Here is a 19,002-nt window from a genome sequence, read left to right as displayed (position 1 = left end):
ACCCGTGCCTGGCCCTTTTTAGGGCCTTACCCCTGTCGGCTCGTTTGCGCCCAGCAACTCGATTTGTCCCACGAGGCGTACATCGATACGCGGCCCCGTATTCCCCTCAGCCCAGCCCCTGACACGAATACGCTTATTTTCCATAGACTTAAGGGCGATCCCGGCGCTTTCGAACGCGGGTATCATGCGCTTTGAAATAGTCACGGCGAAGCCGCGTGTCCAGTTTCGTCCGAAGTTGAGGTAGGTCATTGCCCCAGCTTGCCGGACCGACAGGACTTTGCCCTCGACCACCACAAAACGCCCGATCCCCGCCAAAATATCGTCCGGACTTTCCGCGTTTTTTATGGCCGACAGGTCAGCCCAGCTGCCCTTTTTTTGGCGCCTTGCCTCGGCCTCCGCCGCCATCAGGGCGGCCGCGCAGTCCTTATCGGCGATCTCGGCGGAGACGATGGCGTCGCCCTCGGCGAGGAGCGTCGCCTGCACGGAGATGTCGCTCTCGCCGACAAAGACCAGCGCGCCCTGGCGGCCATAGCGGTCGGGCGTGTCGTCGGCGCTGCGCAAAATAACGTCGCGACCGACGAGCAGCGTCGTCAGCGCCTGCTTCGTGGTTGCGGTCGGCTCGATGCCGGTCAAGCGGATTTCCCGGCCGTCATCGAGACGCAGACTGCGCGCATCGATCGCGGTGACGCGGCCTTCGCCCTGGGACTCGAACTGGCACGGCGTGGCGGACGCACCGCGAGCCGCGACCAGAAGACATGCGACGATGAGATGAAGCAGTCGCGTCACGTTGCCCGGAAAGGTTGCGTTGCGCTCCAACCATAACTCAAGCGCGGTGGGGCGCGAAGACTGTTTGTTCATACTCCGTCATTGCGAGCGCAGGGAAGCAATCCAGAGTCCCTCCGAGGAAAGATCCTGGATTGCTTCGCTGCGCTCGCAATGACGGCGGAGGCACTCTTCCGCATCTCGTCATTCCGCTTTGCGGAAAGCGCGTGTTGATCGTTCATCTGCATCGTCCCGTGCGCTTGCTGCGCTGTCGCGCATGCGGCATGATTGCGGTAACAGCAATAACCAAGCCGCCATCAGAGTACGGCGCGATAAGGGAGGTCTTTTCGATGAAGCATGTTTTGTCGGGCATTTTTGCCGCTGCGTTGGCGCTGAGCGCGAGCGCCGTGCAGGCCCAGGACAAGCCGCCACTGAAGATCGGCGGCATCCTCGACATGTCGAGCCTTTATGCCGACATCACCGGCCCCGGCAGCGAGACCGCGGCCAAGATGGCCGTGGAGGACTTTGGCGGTGAGGTGCTCGGCCGCAAGATCCAGGTGCTGGCTGCCGACCATCAGAACAAGGCCGATCTCTCCGCCAATATCGCCCGCGACATGCTCGACAATCAGGGCGTCGAAATGATCTATGACGTCGCGGCCTCCGCGACCGCGCTCGCCGCCGGCGAGATCGCGAAAGCGCGCAACAAGATCATCATGTTCAACGGCCCGGGCTCGATCCGCCTCACCAACGAGGCCTGCGGTCCCTATACCATTCACTACGTGTTCGACACCTACGGTCAGGCCAATGTGACCGGCCTTGCGGCCGTGAAGTCGGGCCTCGACACTTGGTACTTCCTCACCGCCGACTACGCCTTCGGCCAGGATCTGGAAAAGGACACCAGCGCCGTCGTGACCAAGACCGGCGGCAAGGTGCTCGGCAGCGTGCGCCATCCGCTCAACACGTCGGATTTCTCGTCGTTCCTGCTCCAGGCCCAAGCCTCGAAAGCCAAGGTGATCGGGCTTGCGAATGCCGGCGGCGACACCGTCAACGCCATCAAGCAGGCGGCCGAGTTCGGCATCACCAAGGGCGGCCAGAAGGTCTCGCCGCTGCTCGCCTTCGTGACCGATATCGACTCCATCGGACTCGAGACCGCGCAGGGCCTGTTGCTGGCGGAAGCCTTCTACTGGGATCTCAACGATGACACCCGCGCGTTCTCGAAGCGCTTCCAGGAGCGTATGAAGCGGCCGCCGACCTCGGCGCAAGCTGGTGTCTATTCGTCCGTGACTCACTATCTGAAAGCGGTGAAGGCAGCCGGCACGACCGACGCTGCGACGGTGATGAAAGTGATGAAGGAGACGCCGATCAACGACTTCTTCGCCAAGAACGGCAAGATCCGCGAGGACGGCCGCATGCTGCACGACATGTACCTGTTCGAGGTCAAGAAGCCGTCGGAATCCAAGGGCCGCTGGGACGACTACAAGCTGCTCGCCACCGTGCCCGGCAGCGAGGCGTTCCAGTCGCTGGAGCAGTCGCGCTGCCCGTTGGTGAAGAAATAAACACCGTCATTGCGAGGAACGAAGCGACGAAGCAATCCAGACTGTCTCCGCGGAAACATCTCTGGATTGCTTCGCTTCGCTCGCAATGACGAGCGTCGATAGACCGAAGCAAACAACAACAAGGGAGACGTCCCATGAGCAACGACATGGTCCTCCAGAAGCTCGAAGGCGGGCTGCTCACCATCACCATGAACCGGCCCGAGCGCAAGAACGCGCTCAACCCGGACATGGTGGCCGGGCTGGTCGTGGCGGCACGGCGCGCGGCGGATGATCCGGAGGTGCGCGCGGTCTTGTTCAAGGGCGCGGGCGGCTCCTTCTGCGTCGGCGGCGACGTCAAGTCGATGGCGGAGGGCCGGGCGCCGCTGCCGTTCGAAGTGAAAATGGCGAACCTGCGCCGCGGCATGGAAGTGTCGCGTATCCTGCACCAGATGCCAAAGCCCGTGGTGGCACAGCTCGATGGAGCTGCCGCCGGCGCGGGTCTGTCGATGGCGCTGTCGTGTGACCTCCGCGTCGCTTCCGAATCCTGCAAGATCACCACCGCCTTCGCAAAAGTCGGCTTCTCCGGCGATTACGGCGGCACCTATTTCCTCACCCAGCTGCTCGGCAGTGCGCGGGCGCGCGAGCTCTATCTGACCTCGCCGGTGCTGACCGCGAAGGAAGCACATGCGATCGGCATGGTGACCAAGGTTGTTCCCGACGCCGAGATCGATACGGCCGCGCACGAGCTCGCACTGTCGCTGGCGCAGGGCCCGTCGATCGCGCTTGGCTTCATCAAGCGCAACATCAACAATGCCGAGCATCTCGCGCTGGAGGATTGCTTCGACGGCGAGGCGATCCATCACACCCGCTGCAGCGATACCGAGGATCACAAGGAGGCCGCAAAGGCGTTCGTCGAGAAGCGCAAGCCGACCTTCAAGGGCGCATGACGATGGCGCCCTATATGCGGTTGCGGCAGATCTGCCTGGTCGCGCCGCAGCTCGCGCCCGTGATCGCGGATATCGCTGACATCATGGGCCTCGCTGTCTGCTACCGCGACGGCAACGTCGCGAAATACGGCCTGGAGAACGCGCTGCTGCCGGTCGACACGATCCTGCTGGAGGTGGTCGCGCCGTTCAAGGAGGGCACCACGGCCGGCCGCTTCATCGAGAAGAGCGGCGGCCGCGGCGGCTACATGGCGATCTTCTGCTGCAACGATCCCGACGAGCGCGGCCGTAACGCCAACGCTCTGGGCGTGCGCACCGCCAACGTGATCGACCACGCGCCCTATCACGGCGTGCAGCTCCATCCCCGCGACTGTCGCGCCGCCTTCATCGAGTTCAACCACACCGAAGGCAGCGACGACATTTTGGGGCCTTATCCGCCAGCGGGGCCAGACTGGCATAAATTCATCCGCAAGGACGTGACGCAGGCGTTGACGAGCGTGGAAATACAGAGCCCGGACCCGCAAGGGCTGGCCGAGCATTGGGGCAAGCTCATCGGCGTGGCGCCGAGTGGCGATGTCGAACTGAAGCTGACCAACGCGACCTTCCGGTTCGTGAAGGGCGCCAGCGAAATCATGAGCGCGCTGGAGTTTCAGGTGACAGATGTGGCCCAGGTGCTGCATGCCGCCAAGGCCAAGGGGCTCGCGGTGGCGGGCAATGAGTTTCTGCTGAGCGGCGTGACATTTCGGCTCGCTGCTTGACCACTTGCGCTAGTTCTCGTTGTGTCGTCATGGCCAGGCCTGTCCCGCCTGCGCGGCCGAAGCGGCTTCGGCCGCGCAGGCGAGACAGGCCCGGCCATGACGGGGGTAGCGCCAGACCGACAATTGGAATCTGCACATGCCGCATCCGCTCGACAGCTTCTTTGCACCCGCCAGCATCGCGCTGATCGGTGCTTCGCGCGATCACGAGAAGATTCCGGGGCGCCTGCTGTCGATGTTGCGCAAGAACGAGTATCCCGGAAAAATCTATCCGGTGAACCCGAACTACGCCGAGATCGACGGCCTCATTTGCTACAAATCGATCACCGACATCGGCGCGCCGGTCGATCTCGCAATCATCCTCATCCCCGCCCGCGCGGTGCTCGCCGCGCTCGAACAATGCGCCGCCGCCGGCGTGAAGAACGCTGTTATCATCTCCTCCGGCTTCGCCGAGGAGGGCGGGGAGAGCGCGGCGATGCAGGACGCGATCGCGGGGCTGGCGAGGCGCACCGGCATGCGGATTTCCGGTCCGAATGCCGAAGGCTTTTTCAGCCAGAAGCAGCGCGTGGCGGCGACGTTCAGTCCCGCCGTGGACGTCAAGCCGAGCGTGGTGCCGCTGGTCGCCACGACGAAGCGGATCGGCATCGTGGCGCAGAGCGGCGGCATCGGCTTTGCGTATTATCACCGCGCCAGTGCGCTCGGCATTGCCGTGAGCTATGTCGTCAGTGCCGGCAACGAATCCGATCTCGGGGCCGGCGAGTTTCTGGATTACATGGTGCAGGACGCTTCAACGGACGTGATCCTGCTGTTCATCGAAGGCATTCGCGACGTCGACAAGTTTCTCGCGGCAGCGCGGCGCGCCGCCGAACTGAAAAAGCCTGTCATCGTCACGAAGGTCGGCCGCTCCGGCGCCGGGATGCGCGCGGCCGCCTCGCACACCGCGAGCATGGCCGGATGGTCGGCGGCCTACGACGCGGTGTTCGCCAAATATGGCTTCATCGTCTCCAACGATCTCGACGAGGCGCTGACGATCGCAGCTGTGCTTGCGAGCAATCCGTTGCCGAAAGGCGATCGCGTCGCCGTGGTCACCGTCTCCGGCGGCGCCGGCATCTGGGGCGCCGATGCCGTGGCGCTGCAAGGCTTGCAGGTGCCGGAGCTCTCCGAAAAAGTCCAGGCGGAGATCAGCGCGCTGATGCCGTCCTACGGCACCGCGCGCAACCCGATCGACGTCACGGCGCAGGGCGTGACCTCGGGCGGCTTGCAAAAGAGCGTCGATGTGCTCACCGCGTCGGACGAGATCGACGCAATCCTGATCGTGCTGTCGCTGTCGAGCGACGTCCGGAAGCCCTTCAAGGAAGCCGAGCTGACGCCGGTGCTGGCCGCGCAGCACAAGCCGGTGGTGTTCTATTCCTACACGGTACCGTCCGATTTCGCGCGGCGCGAGCTTGCCAAATCCGGCGTCGTGGTGCTCTCCGGCCTCACTTATGTCGGCGTCGCGATGCGGCAGCTCGTCGATTATGCCACCTTCGAGCTGCAGAGGCCCGCGGATGGGGCGCAAGTCCCCGCGCGGGACATCTCAGCACAGCTGAAATCGCCTGCGCTCTCGGAAGCCGACAGCAAGACATTGCTCCGCGCCGCCGGCATCGCGCTGCCGGATGAAGTGCTGATGAAGGACAAGGGCGAGCTCGATGATGCCGTCGCCCGCGTCGGCTTTCCGGTGGTGCTGAAGATCCAGTCGCCGGACATCGCGCACAAGAGCGAGGTCGGCGGCGTGCGCGTCAATATCACCACAAAGGGCGAAGCGTTTCTGGCGTTCGAGGCGCTGCTCAACAATGTGCGCCAGCACAGGCCTGAGGCGGCCATTCAGGGCGTGCTGGTCTGCCCGATGGCGAAGCAGGGTGTCGAGATCATCGTCGGCACCATGACAGACGCGACGTTCGGGCCGATGGTGATGGTGGGCCTTGGCGGCATCACGACCGAATTGTTCCGCGACGTCGTCTACCGCCCGGCGCCGGTCAGCGCAGAAGAAGCCGGCACGATGCTGGCGCGCTTGAAAGCCGCGCCGCTGCTGACGGGATTTCGCGGGGCGGCGATGGCGGATGTTGCGGCGGTGTCGCAGTTGATCGCGGACATTTCCGTGCTTGCCGCGCAACATGCAGAGGAGATCGCGGAGATCGAGCTCAACCCGGTGCTGGTGCACGCGGAAGGGCAGGGCGTGACGATCGTGGACGCGCTGGTGGTGGGGCGGAGATCATCCCTCTCCCCTTGTGGGAGAGGGTGGCTCGCCGCGAAGCGGCGAGACGGGTGAGGGGTCTCTCTCCACAAGCGCAAGAGAATGGCTTGCGGAGACAACCCCTCATCCGGCGCTTCGCGCCACCTTCTCCCACAAGGGGAGAAGGAAGAAAGGACCTACCGCCCCCTGAAATTCGCGACCCGCCGCTCTTCCGTGGCCTTCACGCCTTCCTTGAAGTCTTCCGTGGCGCGCAGTCGGGTCTGCTCCTCGAGCTCGTGATTGGTCGCGGCCATCACGCGATCGGCGAGGCCAGCGCGCATCGTGGCGCGGGTGGAGACGAGGCCGAGCGGGGAGCATTCGGCGATTTCACCGGCGAGCTTCAGTGCGGCCGCCTTGACCTGGTCCTGCGGCACCAGCTCGTTGGCGAGGCCCCATTTGAAGGCCTCCTCACCGGTGACGCGGCGGCTGGTGTAGAACATCAGCTCGGCGTTGTTCTTTCCGATCAGCTCGGGCAGCGTCACAGTCAGGCCGAAGCCGGGATGAAAGCCGAGCTTTGTAAAGTTCGCGGAGAAGCGCGCTTCGGGGCAGGTGACCCGGAAGTCCGCCGAGACCGCGAGGCCCAGTCCGCCGCCGATGGCGGCGCCCTGCACGGCCGCGACGATCGGCTTCTTGGCGCGGAAGATGCGCACGGCCTGGATGTAGAGATGATTGATCGCCCCGAGGCTATCGGCCGGATCGCCCTTGGCCGTCTTATCGGCTTCGCGCGCCTCTTGCGCCTGTCGTGCCGGGTCCTGGAAATTGGCGCCGGCGCAAAACGCCTTGCCCTGGGCCGATAGCACCGAGGCGCGAATCTCGATGTCGCGATCGAACTCGTCGAGTGCGTCCGCGATCTGGTTGATCAGCGAAATGTCGAAGAAGTTGAGCGGCGGGCGGCGGATCTCGATGGTGCCGACGTGACCAACTTTTTCGACGCCGATATCTTTATAGGTGCTCATGATGTCCTCGAATGATTAGCGCAAACCAAGCCCGCGGGCGATGATGCCGCGCAGCACCTCGGTGGTGCCGCCCTGGATGGTGAGTTTCGGCGCGGTTTTGATGGCGAAGTCGAGCTGCCGCTCCAGCGTCTCGCGGTTGGTCGCGGTCTCCTCGACGAAGGCGGCGAGATCGCGCACGCGGTGCGGCAGCTGCTGTTCCCACACCGTGCCGATGTCCTTGACGATGGAGGCTTCGACGACCGGCTCCTTGCCGGCTTGCAGCATGCCCGCGACCGAGACCGACATGCGCCGCATGGTGTGGAGCTGCGCCACCAGCCGGCCGATGCCTTCGGCGCTGCGGGTATCCGGATTGGGACCAACGGCGCGAACCAGCTCGGTCAGCACGTAATAGGTCTCCAGGAAGCGCTCGGGGCCCGAACGCTCATAAGCGAGCTCGCTGGTCGCCTGCTTCCAGGCGCCGTCCACTTCGCCGAGCACATGATCGTCAGGCACGAAGAAATCGGTGAACACGACCTCGTTGAACTCGTACTGGCCGGTGATCTGGCCGATCGGGTTCACCTGGATGCCCGGCTGCTTCATCTTGACCAGGAACTGGGTCAGGCCGTGACGTCGGTTTTCCTTGGTCGGCTGCGACGTCCGGAAGATCGCGATCATGTAGTCGGCGATATGCGCCGACGAGGTCCAGATCTTGGTGCCATTGATGAGATAGCCGCCGTCGGTCTTGGTCGCGCGGGTCTTCGCGGCAAACAGGTCCGAGCCGGAGTTCGGTTCGCTCATGCCGATCGCGAAGCAGATCTCGCCGCGGCAGATGCGCGGCAGGATGTCCATTTTGATGTGCTCAGGCGCGTATTTGATCAGCACCGGTCCGCTCTGGCGGTCGGCGACGAAGAAGCGCCGCGTCGGCGCGTTGGCGACGCGCATCTCCTCCGTCACCACGTAACGTTCGAGGAACGAGCGCTCCTGGCCGCCATATTTTTTCGGCCATGTCATGCCGAGCCAACCCTTGGCGCCGACCCGGCGGGAGAATTCCGGCGCGTCGGTGTCTTCGCGGTTGGGCTTGTGCGGATCGAAGGTACCGGCGGCGATTTCCTCCGCGAGGAAGGCGCGTACTTCCTTGCGCAATTGCTCGCATTTCTCGGGCAGGCGGATCGGATCGAAACGGAGGGCAGCGGTCATTGTTGTCTCGTCCCTGATCAGCGCGAAGCCACGAGCGGCCACAATTCGTCGGCGCCGCGGTTGGCAATGAGCTTGCCGAGCTCGACGGCCCAGTGGCTTTCCGAACCGAAATCGTCGCGCCAGGCAAGCGCCCGCAGCGAATAGCGGTGCAGGATGTGCTCCAGGGTGAAGCCGATCGCGCCATGGACCTGGTGCGCAATGGCGCCGCCCTTTTCCGCAGCTTCCGCGCAGCGGATCTTTGCGGAGGCGGCTTCGAGATAGACCGCGTCATCGAACGACTTTGCGTTGGCGATGGCGTCGGCCGCGGAAGTCGCAGCCGCAAGCGCAGCAGCCGACTCGCCGGCGAGGCGGGCGAGATTGTGCTGCACCGCCTGGAATTTGGAGATCTTCTTCTCGAAGGCGACGCGCTCGTTGGAATAGCGCACGGAGATGTCGAGCATCGATTCCAGCGCGCCCGCGATCTGAAGGCTGCGCGCGACGCCGCCCATCAGCATCATTGTGGTCTGGTCAAAGCCGCTCGGCGCGGGCTTGATGGTGAGGGGCTGGACCTTGTCGAGCGTGACGGTGTCGCTGTGGTCATAGCCGACATTGAGTCCGGTCTCGATCCGGCCCTTGCTCGCATCCACCAGCGCGACCGCGACTCCGTCCTTGCCGTGGGCCAGCACCGCGAAGTGCTTTGCCGCCTTTGCGAAGGGCACGCCGCGGGCGCGGCCGGAGAGCGCACCATCGGCATCGCGGGTGATGCGATCCTTGGGCGACGCCGGCAGCACCGTCATCTCCCCCTCCGGGGAAGCGATCTTCGCCTGCGCCAGCAGCCAGCCGGCCAGCATGGTCTCGGCCAGGGGAACCGCGACTGCGAAACGGCCGGCCGCGTTCAGCAGCGCAAAGCCGTCGGCCAGACTCGCGCCGGAGCCGCCGAGATCGTCGGGCACCCAGGCCAGCGGCAGGCCGGCCTCGCTCAGCGCCTGCCACAGCGGCGCCTGCCACGAATCCTTCTCGTTGTTGACGGTCTGCGGATCGGCGAGATCGGCGAAGATTTTCTCCGCGGTCTCGACGACGATATTGTCACTCTCCGCCACAGCGTTCCCCGTGTTTTGCCATTGGCGCATCCGGCCCCAGTGGGGCGGGCGCGCAGGTTCTTCTTGCGCCCGATGATCCAAAAAAGCCATGGCCCTGACAAGCGCTGATCGCAGGTCAACCTGCGGCGCGGGCATGGGCGATGAGCTAATTCCGCTTAGCGGAGTTTGCTCGATTTGCAGGGCGCGGCAAACTCGCTAAACAGAACGTCGATACTCAATCAAGGGGAAGGAAATCCGGATGGCAAAGGACAGTTTGTGCGCAATCGTGACGGGGTCCGCCTCCGGCCTGGGCGCTGCGACCGCGGAAATTCTCGCACGGAGCGGGGCGCGGCTCGTCATCAACTATTCCTCGAGCCAGAAGGAAGCGGAGGCGACCGCGGAGCATTGCCGCAAGGCGGGCTCACCGGAAGTTCTGGTCGCGCAGGGCGACGTCTCGAAGGATGACGATTGCCGCAAGATCGTCGCGGCAGCTGGCGGCTGGGGCCGGCTCGACGTGCTCGTCAACAATGCCGGCACCACCAAGCATGTCGTCCATGCCGATCTCGACGGATTGTCGGCGGAAGATTTCCAGCGCCTGTACGGCGTCAACACCATCGGCCCGTTCCAGATGGTGCGCGCGGCGCGCAGCCTGCTCGAGGCCGGCGCCAAAGCTTCTGGGCGGCCGTCCGCCGTGGTCAACATCTCCTCGGTCGCCGGCATCAGCGGCGTCGGATCGTCGATCGCATACGCCGCGAGCAAGGGCGCGCTCAACACCATGACGCTGTCGCTGTCGCGCGCGCTGGCGCCGCTGATCCGCGTCAACACGGTATGCCCGGGCTATATCGATACACCCTGGTTCACCAAGGGCCGCGGCGAGGCGGGCGCCAAGCAGGTGCGCGACAGCGTCGCGGCGAAGGTGCCGCTGAAGGTCGCGTCATCGGCGGAAGACATCGCGCAGCTCGTCTGTTTCCTGGCGATGCCGGCCTCCAGCAACATGACCGGCGAAGTCGTGCGCATGGATGCGGGGATGCATTTGGTGACGTGATCGCGCGGCACATTCTCTCCACGTCGTCGCCGGGCTTGACCCGGCCTCCGCTCTCTCCACGTCGTCGCCGGGCTTGACCCGGCCTCCGCTCTCTCCACGTCATGGCCGGGCTTGACCCGGCCATCCACGTGTCGCCGCGCGGATCAAAAGACGTGGATGCCCGGGTCAAGCCCGGGCATGACGATGAGGTGGCGGTGTGCCGCTTTCGGCGTTTTGAAGCGTCACCCCTTGATCACGCCGCTCGCCACCAGCCGGTGCCAGATGAACAGCACCACCACGGCGCCGATGGTGGCCATGATGAATCCTGCACCCTGGTCGGGACCGTAATGACCGATGGCCTGACCGATGAAGGTCGCGAGAAACGCGCCGGCGATGCCGAGGATGGTGGTGAGGATGAAGCCGCTCGGATTGTTCGGTCCCGGCGCCAGCCAACGCGCGATGAGGCCGGCGATGAAGCCGACGACGATGATCCACAACAAGCCACCCATGCTCATGTCCGTGCTCCCCTCGTTTGACTAAACCAATCAGACTCTGCCCGCGATCTCTTGCTCGGTCGGCAGCCGTCCGTCCGGCGTCAGATGGTCGACCACCTGCGGCAGATACTGGCTGAGGCCCGAGAGCAGCTCGTCACGCGACAGGCCGCTTTGGGCGGACAGGCTCTCGATCTGGTCGGCGCCGAGCGCATTGGCGAGATCGCCTGGAGCGATCGCCTTGTTCTCGCCCTTGCCGACCCAGGTATTGGCAGTATCGCCATGACCGCTGTGCTGAAGCTGGTTGAGGAGATCGCCGAGCCCGCCGCTGAGCACGCTGCCGGCCGCGCCGCCCGCGAGCAGGCCGCCAAGGCCGCCCTTCAACAGGTCGCCGAGGCCACCACCAGCGCCTGCATTCACCGGCGGGGGGAGATGCGTCGGCGTCGGTGCCGGGGACGGCTGCGGCGCGCTGCCGCTCTGGTTGCCGCTCATATGCTTGAATGCCTTCCAGGCGAGCAGGCCAAGCAGCGCCATGGTCATGGGCGACATGCCGCCACTGGATGAGGATTGTGAACTCGGCGTGCTTGGCCCGCGCGGGCCGTTCTGCATGCCGTTGAGGACGTCGAGCAAACCCATGGCGTTCTCCCTTGGCGCTTTGTTGCCGGTAACAAGCCCCGTTCGAAAACATATGAGGCCGTCATGACGGTTACAAGGCGATTGCGCCGCAACTCCGGGAATGGGCAGCAGACACAGCCTCTGCTATCGAGGGCGGATCGTTGAGGGGGCAAGCCAAGATGATGACGGATCGACCGATCGTGGTGGCCGGCGCGGGCGCCATCGGATGTTTTGTCGGCGGCACCCTGGCGGCTGCCGGTCGCCGCGTCGCGTTCCTGGTGCGACCGCGGGTGAAGGCCGAGATCGAGCGGTTCGGTCTGCTTCTGACCGATTTCGACGGCTCCGAGAAGAAGCTCGATCCGGGCCAACTCGCGCTATCGGAAGATCCCGCGATCTTGCACAGCGCCGGCATCGTGCTGGTCACGGTGAAGAGCGCCGACACGGCAGCTGTCGCCAAGCAGATCGCGCAGCATGCGCCGCAGGACGCTGTCATCGTCTCGCTGCAAAACGGCGTCGGCAACGTCGCGGTGCTGCGCGATCGCCTCGGCGATCGCCGCGTGCTCGCCGGCATGGTGCCTTTCAACGTGGTCGGGATGGGCGAGGGCCGCTTCCACCGCTCGACCTCTGGCGACATTCATGTTGGCCAAGATGACACGAACGCGGCCGCAGCTCTGTCGGTGCCGGGGCTCACGATGCGCGCGAGCCGCGACATCACCGGCGTGCAATGGGGCAAGCTGATCATCAATTTGAACAACGCGCTCAGCGCCTTGTCCGACATGCCCCTCGCTGCGCAATTGGGGAACCGCGAATGGCGAAGGTTGTTCGCCGATCAGATGGCGGAGGGGCTGGCTGCAATGAGGGCCGCCGGCATCACACCGGTCTCGGCGACGCCGATCCCGTCGTCCTGGACGCCCGCCTTGCTGAGACTGCCTGATCCGATTTTCGACCTGATCCTGGGAAGGACCATGAAGATCGATCCCGAGGCGCGTTCCTCGATGTGGCAGGATTTGAAGCAGGGCCGCAAGACCGAGATCGACTATCTCCAGGGCGCGATCATCGCCCTCGCCGAACAGAACAGTGTCGACGTGCCGCTGTCGCGCCGCATTGTTGCGCTGATCAACGAGGCTGAGGCCGCGGGCAAGGGTCCGCCGCGGCTGACGCCGCAGCAGGTTCGCGGCGCTGCATGAGTTCACGCCGGCTGACGGGAGACGTGCGATGAAACGTTGTTTGACGATCGGGGTCGTGCTCGCCGCCTTATGTGCAGCTTCCACGTTTGCTCAGGCAAGGCCGCCGACCGTCACGAATTCGCCCGGCTATGACGCGCGCCTGAAGGAGAGTCGTTCGCAGTTGGGTAGTTCACCGACAACAACGGCGCCGGTGAATGCGCCGGTTGCTCAACCGAAGCGCAGCAAGAAGAAGCACACGAACTGAGGCTAGGAGACGGATCCCCGCCCAGTTCGTCATTGCGAGCGTAGCGAAGCAATCCAGACTGCCTCCGCGGAGAGATGCTGGATTGCTTCGCTGCGCTCGCAATGACGGCGACGCAGCTCAGCCCTTCTTCGCGGGCTTGCTCGGCGTCGGGCTGAACAGCTTCTTGATGTCGTTCAATCCATCCGACAGCCGCGGCCATTCGCAGGAGAACGAGCCCTTGGTGCAGGGTGTGCCCTTCGGCCGCGGCCGCGCGTCGCCGATGGCGGCCTGCTGGACTTTCGGCCGCTCGACCGGCACGGGCACGCGCTCGACCTCGGTTCGCAACGCGACCCGCTGGAGCTGCTGCACCTGTTGTTCCTGCTGCTCGCGCTGCTGGCGCGCGGTGGCCTGCGCGGCTTCATTGCTGCGGCGCTGATTGGCGAGATAGGCGGTGTAGGATTCGTCGATCTTCTTCTGCTCCTCCGGCGTCGGATTGGGCCCGGCGATGTCGAAGCTGCGGTCCTGGAGGAAATCGTAATAGGAATAGCCGCCGCCCGCCTTGCGCCGGCCGGCGAATTTGGCGTTGCAGTCGGCAAGCGCAGCCGTCTTCTCGGATTTGGTCGTAGCTTTCTCGGCGGCGTCGGCGCAGGCCTCGAAGTCAACAGGCGCGCGCTTCCACCATTGTGCCTGGGCATGCGACGGCGCCAGCAGGAAAAATCCTGCTGCAGCAACGACAAGCGCCGCACGACGCGATGCAACTACGTCCGACATTCTACGAGAGCATTCCTTGCAAAACTCAACCCGAACTGAGTCGGGCTGATTTTTGCCCCTTTATGGCCTGCTTGTCACCCATGGAACCCGGGAATTTCATGGCTGTGATGCTGACATTTTTTGCTTGACGTGGCGCAGGAGTCACAGCGTCACTTCATCCTGCGCTCGCCTCATCGGCGACGCCAAGAATACGAAGTGGAAACGCCTCATGCTGCTGCCCCTGTCCGATGTGCCGCGCTGGTACGCCGAACGCAAACCGCAAGGCACGATCGCCGTCCGTCACGGGCAGGATACGCTGACATGGGACGCGCTCGAACGCGGCGCCAACCGGCGCGCGCGGGCGTTCATGGCCAAGGGTGTCAAGCCCGGCGACTTTGTCGCGATCGGTTTGCCCAACTGCAATGCGTTTTTCGAGACCTCGTTTGCAGTGTGGAAATGCGGAGCGACGCCGACCTCGTTGTCATGGCGGCTGCCGCGCGGCGAAGCCGCCGCGGTGCTCGACATCCTGAAGCCGGCGCTGGTGGTCGGCGGCGAAGCCGACTGGAACGCGCCGAACCGTCTGCCCGCGGATTTCGTGCCGGAAGGGTTTTCGGACGAGCCGCTCACCGCACCGGTGGCGCGCTATTGGAAAGCCATGACCAGCGGCGGATCGACCGGCCGCCCGAAGGTGATCCTCGATCACCAGCCGGCGGTGATCGACACGGTCGCCGCGCCGCCGCTCAACATCCCCTTCGGGGTCTCGTTGCTCAATCCCGGTCCGCTCTATCACAATGCGCCGTTCATCGTGTCGCACTACGCGCTGTTCACCGGCGGCCAGCTCACCGGCCTCGTCAAGTTCGACGCCGAGGAGGCGCTGCGGCAAATTGCGCGCGAGCGCGTGCAATGGGTCAATTTCGTGCCGACCATGATGCACCGGATCTGGGCGCTCCCGGAGCACGTGCGCAACGCCTACGATGTGTCGAGCCTGCAAACCGTCTTCCACATGGCCGCTCCGATGCCACCCTGGCTGAAGGAGAACTGGATCGCCTGGCTCGGGCCTGAGCGGATCTGGGAGCTCTATGGCGGCACCGAGCGACAGGGCTCCTGCATCATCTCCGGCAAGGAATGGCTGACGCACCAGGGCTCGGTCGGCAAGATCGGCGAGACGGCGCGCTTGCGCATCATCGGCGAGGACGGCAACGACGTTGCGCCGGGTGAGACCGGCGAGATTTACTTCCTCAACAATGACGGCAATGACGCCACCTATCACTATCTCGGCGCCGAGCCGAAGCGCCGCGCCGACGGCTGGGAATCGCTGGGCGATATCGGCAGGCTGGATGCGGAAGGCTACCTTTATCTCGGTGACCGCCTCGCCGACATGGTGCTGCGCGGCGGCGCCAACATCTATCCCGCCGAGGTCGAAGCTGCCGTCTCCGCCTGTCCGGGCGTGCGCTCCTGCGTGGTGGTGGGATTGCCCGATCCGGAATTGGGCCAGCGCGTGCACGCCATCATCGAGCCGGAGAGCGATGCGGACGGCCAAGCCATCGCCGACGGAATGGCGGATTTCCTCAAAGACAGGCTCAGCCGCTACAAGCACCCGGAGAGCTTCGAGATCGTCACCGTCCCACCACGCGACGATTCCGGTAAAGTTCGCCGCACGCTGTTGCGCGACGAGCGCGCGGCGTGGATGAAGGAGGGGCGCGCGTTCCGGATTTGGCCGGCGAAGGCGCGGGCGGACGCCGATTAAGAGAATTCATGGGAAGGACCGAGATTATGACCATCACCATCGCCGCGAACGCTGTGCCGAAGCCGCCGGCCGCGATCATCGAGGGCTTTCGCGGTGCGCCGACCCCGGTCATTTCGGACAATCTCGGCCGGCTGCCGGGCGCCGTGGGGCTCAAACCCTATCATCGCGGTGCCAAGCTGGTGGGCACGGCCTTCACGGTCCGCACCCGTCCCGGTGACAATCTCGCCATCCACCGCGCGCTCGAGCTGGTGGGCCCCGGCGACGTCATCGTGGTCGATGGCGGCGGCGACGAGACCCGCGCGCTGGTCGGTGAGATCATGAAGAACATCGCGCAATGGCGCAAAGCCGAAGGCTACGTCATCGACGGCGCGATCCGCGACGTCGCGGCGTTCGCTGCCGATGACTTTCCCTGCTATGCCCGCGCGGTGATCCACCGCGGCCCTTACAAGAACGGCCCCGGCGAGATCAACGTGCCTGTTTCGATCGGCGGCAGCGTGATCTCGCCCGGCGACATCGTCGTCGGAGACGAGGACGGCGTGGTGTCGTTTGCCGCCGCCGGTGCCGCGGCGCTGCTCGACGCCGTGCGAGCCCAGGTCGCGCGCGAGGAGGAGACGCTGAAGGCGATCCGCGAGGGCCGTTATCAAGGCTCGTATGGCAAATCCTGATCAGCGAGAATGAAGAGGAGGGCGGCGTGAGCCAGCAGGACGAATTCCACAATCTCGACGATAACGGCGACGGGTTGTTTCGCGAGCTCGCGGCAGGGGTGACCACGCGCATCTTCTCCGGCGAGCAGGCGATGCTGTCGGTGGTGACGCTGGCGCCGCATGCGCAAGGCACGCTGCACCATCATCCCGAGGAGCAGTGGGGCGTGCTGCTCGACGGCTCCGCCATCCGCGTCCAGGGTGATGAGGAGATTGCCGTGAAGAAAGGCGACTTCTGGCGCACGCCGGGTAATGTGCCGCACACCATGCGCGCCGGCCCCGACGGCGCCCGCGTGCTGGACATCTTCAGTCCGCCGCGGCCAGAATACAGAAAAGCGGGATCCGGTTTCGGGACCACTTAAAGCGCCAAAGAGCAAAAGCCGGGCGCGAGAAAACAGGGGAGGGATACCATGACGATCACACGACGGACGCTGCTGGCAGCGCCGGCTATTCTCGCGATGACGCCGGCGTTGGCGCAGGCTTCAAAAATCACACTGGTGGTGCCGTTTCCGCCGGGCGGATCCACCGATGCGATGGCGCGGCTGCTCCAGAGCCATCTGCAAACCAAGCTCAACCGCATCGTCATTGTCGAGAACAAGTCGGGCGCGGCAGGCGCGCTCGGCGCGGCGCAGGTCGCCAAGAGCCCGCCTGACGGCTCGACGTTCCTGGTCACCTTCGATTCCCATGCGGTGATCCCCTCCATCCTCGACAAGCCGCCCGTCGATGTCGAGCGCGAGCTAATGCCGGTGTTGCTGGTCGGCACCGCGCCTTACGTGATCGCTGCCGGTGCAGGCCGCCCCTACAAGAGCTTTGCCGACGTGGTGGCGGCCTGCAAGGCGACGCCCGGCGCGGTGAAATATGCCTCCGTCGGCATCGGCACGCTCGGCCATCTCGCCATGACCGTGCTCGGCAACAAGGCCGGCGTCGAGATCATGCACGTGCCCTATCGCGGCGGAGGCCCCGCAATGAACGACGTGCTCGGCGGCCATGTCGACCTGATCGCGGGATCTGCGGCGCTGGTCGCAGCCCAGCTCGGCACCAACATGCTGCGTCCGATCCTGCAGCTCGGCCGCGAGCGGCTGCCGGGCCTGCCGGATACGCCGACCGCGATCGAGGCGGGCTTTCCGGATTTCGAGACGCTGGCCTGGTGGGGCATCTTCGCGCCCACCGGCACGCCGCCGGACATCGTCGCAGGCCTCGCGACGGCGTCCAAGGAGATCCTGAGCGAGCCCGCGACCGCCGCCCAGCTCAAGGAAACGCAGCAGATGACGCTGCTGCTCGAGGACGCTCCCGCCTTCAAGACCTTCTTCGACAAGCAGGTCGCCATTTGGGGCAAGGTGGTCAAGGACAACAATATCCGGGCATGAGATGACCGGCAGCCCTCCGCATTGAGCAACGCGGAGGGCTTCCGATCCCCCTTCCGCTTTGATATGAAGCCCCGGTAACCCGCTCTGCGGGTTCCGCGGTCCCGTAGCTCAGCCGGATAGAGCGACGGTTTCCTAAACCGTAGGTCGGAAGTTCGAGTCTTCCCGGGATCGCCAGTTTTTCAGTGAGCAATCGTCGCGTTTGATACGCTCGTCGGCGCAAAAATTGCTAGAAGCGCGAAGCTTCCTCCTGGCCCGGGCTGACTGCCGCCCCGCCTCGCTGCCATATCCGGAGACGACAATGCCTTTCGATTTGATCCTGCGCGGCGGCCGTGTGGTCGACCCGTCCCAGAAGCTCGACGCCGTGACCGATGTCGCCTTTTCCGGCGGCAAGGTCGCGGCGATCGGCAGTGGGCTCAAGGCGGATCCGGGCACCGAGGTGCGCGACGTCTCTCGCTACATCGTGACGCCGGGACTGATCGATCTCCACACCCATGTCTATTGGGGCGGCACGTCGCTCGGCATCGACGCCGAGGAGTTCTGCCGTCTTTCCGGCGTCACCACCGCGGTCGATACCGGCAGTGCGGGGCCGGGCAATTTCGCGGGCTTCCGCAAGCATGTGATCGAGCCGAGCCAGGTTCGTATCCTCGCTTATCTGCATGTCTCGCATGCCGGCATTTTCGGCTTCTCGCACCGGATCATGGTCGGCGAGAGCGAGGAGCTGCGGCTGATGAATCCGATCGAGGCGGCCAAGGTGGCCGACGCCAACCGCGATCTCATCGTCGGCATCAAGGTGCGCGTGGGGCTGCATTCCTCGGGCACGTCGGGCGTCGTGCCGCTCGACATCGCGCTCGAGGTCGCGAACGAGGTCGGCATGCCCCTGATGGCGCATATCGATCATCCGCCGCCGAGCTACGAGGAGGTGCTGGCGCGCCTGCGCCCCGGCGACGTGCTCACCCATGCGTTCCGTCCCTTCCCCAACACGCCTGCGACCGCGCAGGGCACGGTGAAGCGGGCGGTGCTCGACGCCCGCGAGCGCGGCGTGCTGTTCGACATCGGCCACGGCAAGGGCTCGTTCGCATTCAAGACCGCGCGTGCGATGCTCGCCAACGGCTTCTATCCCGACACCATCTCGTCCGACATTCATCAGCTCTGCATCGACGGCCCGGCCTTCGATCAGGTGACGACCCTGTCGAAATTCCTGTGCATGGGCATGCCGCTGTCCGACGTCATCGCAACCTCGACCGTCAACGCCGCGATGGCGCTGCGGCGCCCCGAGCTCGGCAGCCTCAAGCCGGGCAGCGTCGGCGACGCCACGCTGATCTCGGTGAGGGAAGGCCAGTTCGACTATGAGGACGTCGTCGGCGAGCACCTGATCGGCGACCGCAAGATCGTCTCCGAAGGCGTCGTGATCGGCGGCCGGTGGTGGCATCCGAATTGAG

General features: G+C 65.0%; 19 protein-coding genes and 1 tRNA gene. 13 read left to right on the top strand and 7 right to left on the bottom strand.

What is annotated here, in order from left to right; all coding sequences use genetic code 11:
• Positions 1-18 precede the first annotated feature (18 nt).
• Positions 19-858 carry a thermonuclease family protein gene (locus IVB36_RS26725; RefSeq protein WP_247393566.1) on the bottom strand — a complete coding sequence of 280 codons (840 nt, stop codon included), beginning with the start codon at positions 856-858 and terminating at the stop codon, positions 19-21.
• Positions 859-1,112: 254 nt separating this feature from the next.
• On the opposite strand from IVB36_RS26725, the gene IVB36_RS26720 reads away from it, so the two are divergent.
• The 4 genes from IVB36_RS26720 (at position 1,113) to IVB36_RS26705 (ending at position 6,304) form a co-directional block, all read left to right on the top strand.
• Positions 1,113-2,318, top strand: a complete 1,206-nt coding sequence (locus IVB36_RS26720; protein ID WP_018452962.1) for an ABC transporter substrate-binding protein — start codon at positions 1,113-1,115, stop codon at positions 2,316-2,318.
• A gap of 134 nt (positions 2,319-2,452) precedes the next feature.
• Entirely contained in the window at positions 2,453-3,244 is a 792-nt protein-coding gene (locus IVB36_RS26715) for an enoyl-CoA hydratase (RefSeq protein WP_085351625.1), read from the top strand.
• A 2-nt stretch (positions 3,245-3,246) separates the two neighbouring features.
• Positions 3,247-3,999 carry a hypothetical protein gene (locus IVB36_RS26710; RefSeq protein WP_026232430.1) on the top strand — a complete coding sequence of 251 codons (753 nt, stop codon included), beginning with the start codon at positions 3,247-3,249 and terminating at the stop codon, positions 3,997-3,999.
• Between the two features lie 136 nt (positions 4,000-4,135).
• Entirely contained in the window at positions 4,136-6,304 is a 2,169-nt protein-coding gene (locus IVB36_RS26705; RefSeq protein ID WP_247369125.1) for an acetate--CoA ligase family protein, read from the top strand.
• Positions 6,305-6,405: 101 nt separating this feature from the next.
• On the opposite strand, the gene IVB36_RS26700 is transcribed toward IVB36_RS26705, so the two are convergent.
• From IVB36_RS26700 to IVB36_RS26690, 3 genes are read right to left on the bottom strand one after another with little or no spacing between them, the layout of a single operon-like run.
• Entirely contained in the window at positions 6,406-7,224 is an 819-nt protein-coding gene (locus tag IVB36_RS26700; RefSeq protein ID WP_018452966.1) for an enoyl-CoA hydratase/isomerase family protein, read from the bottom strand.
• Between the two features lie 15 nt (positions 7,225-7,239).
• Entirely contained in the window at positions 7,240-8,400 is a 1,161-nt protein-coding gene (locus tag IVB36_RS26695; RefSeq protein ID WP_008133127.1) for an acyl-CoA dehydrogenase family protein, read from the bottom strand.
• A 17-nt stretch (positions 8,401-8,417) separates the two neighbouring features.
• Positions 8,418-9,479, bottom strand: a complete 1,062-nt coding sequence (locus tag IVB36_RS26690; protein ID WP_247393563.1) for an acyl-CoA dehydrogenase family protein — start codon at positions 9,477-9,479, stop codon at positions 8,418-8,420.
• Between the two features lie 238 nt (positions 9,480-9,717).
• Here IVB36_RS26690 and IVB36_RS26685 point away from each other — a divergent pair, with 238 nt between their 5' ends.
• A complete protein-coding gene (locus tag IVB36_RS26685; protein WP_018452969.1) occupies positions 9,718-10,503 on the top strand; it encodes an SDR family oxidoreductase in 786 nt (261 codons plus the stop codon).
• Positions 10,504-10,724: 221 nt separating this feature from the next.
• Here IVB36_RS26685 and IVB36_RS26680 read toward each other — a convergent pair whose 3' ends face one another.
• Both IVB36_RS26680 and IVB36_RS26675 read right to left on the bottom strand, forming a co-directional pair.
• Complete coding sequence (locus IVB36_RS26680) at positions 10,725-10,997, bottom strand: GlsB/YeaQ/YmgE family stress response membrane protein (protein ID WP_083926312.1); 273 nt, start codon at positions 10,995-10,997, stop codon at positions 10,725-10,727.
• 30 nt (positions 10,998-11,027) lie between these two features.
• Positions 11,028-11,609 carry a YidB family protein gene (locus IVB36_RS26675; protein ID WP_026232432.1) on the bottom strand — a complete coding sequence of 194 codons (582 nt, stop codon included), beginning with the start codon at positions 11,607-11,609 and terminating at the stop codon, positions 11,028-11,030.
• 158 nt (positions 11,610-11,767) lie between these two features.
• Between IVB36_RS26675 and IVB36_RS26670 the strand changes: the two genes are divergently transcribed.
• On the top strand, positions 11,768-12,775 hold the full coding sequence (locus IVB36_RS26670; protein ID WP_247299203.1) for a 2-dehydropantoate 2-reductase: 1,008 nt from the start codon (positions 11,768-11,770) through the stop codon (positions 12,773-12,775).
• A 28-nt stretch (positions 12,776-12,803) separates the two neighbouring features.
• On the top strand, positions 12,804-13,019 hold the full coding sequence (locus IVB36_RS26665; RefSeq protein WP_083926313.1) for a hypothetical protein: 216 nt from the start codon (positions 12,804-12,806) through the stop codon (positions 13,017-13,019).
• 117 nt (positions 13,020-13,136) lie between these two features.
• Here the strand turns inward: IVB36_RS26665 and IVB36_RS26660 are convergent, their stop codons facing one another.
• Positions 13,137-13,769, bottom strand: coding sequence for a hypothetical protein (locus tag IVB36_RS26660; RefSeq protein WP_018452973.1), 633 nt, complete (start codon positions 13,767-13,769; stop codon positions 13,137-13,139).
• Between the two features lie 208 nt (positions 13,770-13,977).
• Here IVB36_RS26660 and IVB36_RS26655 point away from each other — a divergent pair, with 208 nt between their 5' ends.
• From IVB36_RS26655 to IVB36_RS26630, 6 genes are all read left to right on the top strand, one after another.
• Positions 13,978-15,495: an AMP-binding protein gene (locus IVB36_RS26655; protein WP_247299205.1), complete on the top strand. Its 1,518-nt coding sequence runs from the start codon at positions 13,978-13,980 to the stop codon at positions 15,493-15,495.
• Between the two features lie 26 nt (positions 15,496-15,521).
• Entirely contained in the window at positions 15,522-16,160 is a 639-nt protein-coding gene (locus IVB36_RS26650; RefSeq protein WP_204514026.1) for an RraA family protein, read from the top strand.
• Positions 16,161-16,186: 26 nt separating this feature from the next.
• Positions 16,187-16,558, top strand: a complete 372-nt coding sequence (locus IVB36_RS26645) for a cupin domain-containing protein (RefSeq protein ID WP_018452976.1) — start codon at positions 16,187-16,189, stop codon at positions 16,556-16,558.
• Positions 16,559-16,606: 48 nt separating this feature from the next.
• Positions 16,607-17,563 carry a tripartite tricarboxylate transporter substrate-binding protein gene (locus IVB36_RS26640; RefSeq protein WP_018452977.1) on the top strand — a complete coding sequence of 319 codons (957 nt, stop codon included), beginning with the start codon at positions 16,607-16,609 and terminating at the stop codon, positions 17,561-17,563.
• Between the two features lie 97 nt (positions 17,564-17,660).
• A tRNA-Arg gene (locus tag IVB36_RS26635) sits at positions 17,661-17,737 on the top strand.
• Positions 17,738-17,861: 124 nt separating this feature from the next.
• Complete coding sequence (locus IVB36_RS26630) at positions 17,862-19,001, top strand: amidohydrolase/deacetylase family metallohydrolase (RefSeq protein ID WP_018452978.1); 1,140 nt, start codon at positions 17,862-17,864, stop codon at positions 18,999-19,001.
• The last annotated feature ends 1 nt before the right edge of the window (position 19,002 follow it).

The organism is Bradyrhizobium sp. 35 (assembly GCF_023073215.1).
GTDB lineage: Bacteria > Pseudomonadota > Alphaproteobacteria > Rhizobiales > Xanthobacteraceae > Bradyrhizobium > Bradyrhizobium canariense_D.
Note: the sequence above shows the minus strand (reverse complement) of the source record. Positions and strands in the feature narration are given on the sequence as shown.

Excerpts from the sequence above, each read along its gene's own strand:
- IVB36_RS26685 (WP_018452969.1), top strand. The coding sequence starts at position 9,718 with ATGGCAAAGGACAGTTTGTGCGCAATCGTGACGGGGTCCGCCTCCGGC.
- IVB36_RS26655 (WP_247299205.1), top strand. The coding sequence starts at position 13,978 with ATGCTGCTGCCCCTGTCCGATGTGCCGCGCTGGTACGCCGAACGCAAA.
- IVB36_RS26715 (WP_085351625.1), top strand. The coding sequence starts at position 2,453 with ATGAGCAACGACATGGTCCTCCAGAAGCTCGAAGGCGGGCTGCTCACC.
- IVB36_RS26665 (WP_083926313.1), top strand. The coding sequence starts at position 12,804 with ATGAAACGTTGTTTGACGATCGGGGTCGTGCTCGCCGCCTTATGTGCA.
- IVB36_RS26670 (WP_247299203.1), top strand. The coding sequence starts at position 11,768 with ATGATGACGGATCGACCGATCGTGGTGGCCGGCGCGGGCGCCATCGGA.
- IVB36_RS26675 (WP_026232432.1), bottom strand. The coding sequence starts at position 11,609 with ATGGGTTTGCTCGACGTCCTCAACGGCATGCAGAACGGCCCGCGCGGG.
- IVB36_RS26720 (WP_018452962.1), top strand. The coding sequence starts at position 1,113 with ATGAAGCATGTTTTGTCGGGCATTTTTGCCGCTGCGTTGGCGCTGAGC.
- IVB36_RS26700 (WP_018452966.1), bottom strand. The coding sequence starts at position 7,224 with ATGAGCACCTATAAAGATATCGGCGTCGAAAAAGTTGGTCACGTCGGC.
- IVB36_RS26680 (WP_083926312.1), bottom strand. The coding sequence starts at position 10,997 with ATGAGCATGGGTGGCTTGTTGTGGATCATCGTCGTCGGCTTCATCGCC.
- IVB36_RS26725 (WP_247393566.1), bottom strand. The coding sequence starts at position 858 with ATGAACAAACAGTCTTCGCGCCCCACCGCGCTTGAGTTATGGTTGGAG.
- IVB36_RS26630 (WP_018452978.1), top strand. The coding sequence starts at position 17,862 with ATGCCTTTCGATTTGATCCTGCGCGGCGGCCGTGTGGTCGACCCGTCC.
- IVB36_RS26705 (WP_247369125.1), top strand. The coding sequence starts at position 4,136 with ATGCCGCATCCGCTCGACAGCTTCTTTGCACCCGCCAGCATCGCGCTG.
- IVB36_RS26710 (WP_026232430.1), top strand. The coding sequence starts at position 3,247 with ATGGCGCCCTATATGCGGTTGCGGCAGATCTGCCTGGTCGCGCCGCAG.
- IVB36_RS26660 (WP_018452973.1), bottom strand. The coding sequence starts at position 13,769 with ATGTCGGACGTAGTTGCATCGCGTCGTGCGGCGCTTGTCGTTGCTGCA.
- IVB36_RS26695 (WP_008133127.1), bottom strand. The coding sequence starts at position 8,400 with ATGACCGCTGCCCTCCGTTTCGATCCGATCCGCCTGCCCGAGAAATGC.
- IVB36_RS26650 (WP_204514026.1), top strand. The coding sequence starts at position 15,522 with ATGACCATCACCATCGCCGCGAACGCTGTGCCGAAGCCGCCGGCCGCG.
- IVB36_RS26640 (WP_018452977.1), top strand. The coding sequence starts at position 16,607 with ATGACGATCACACGACGGACGCTGCTGGCAGCGCCGGCTATTCTCGCG.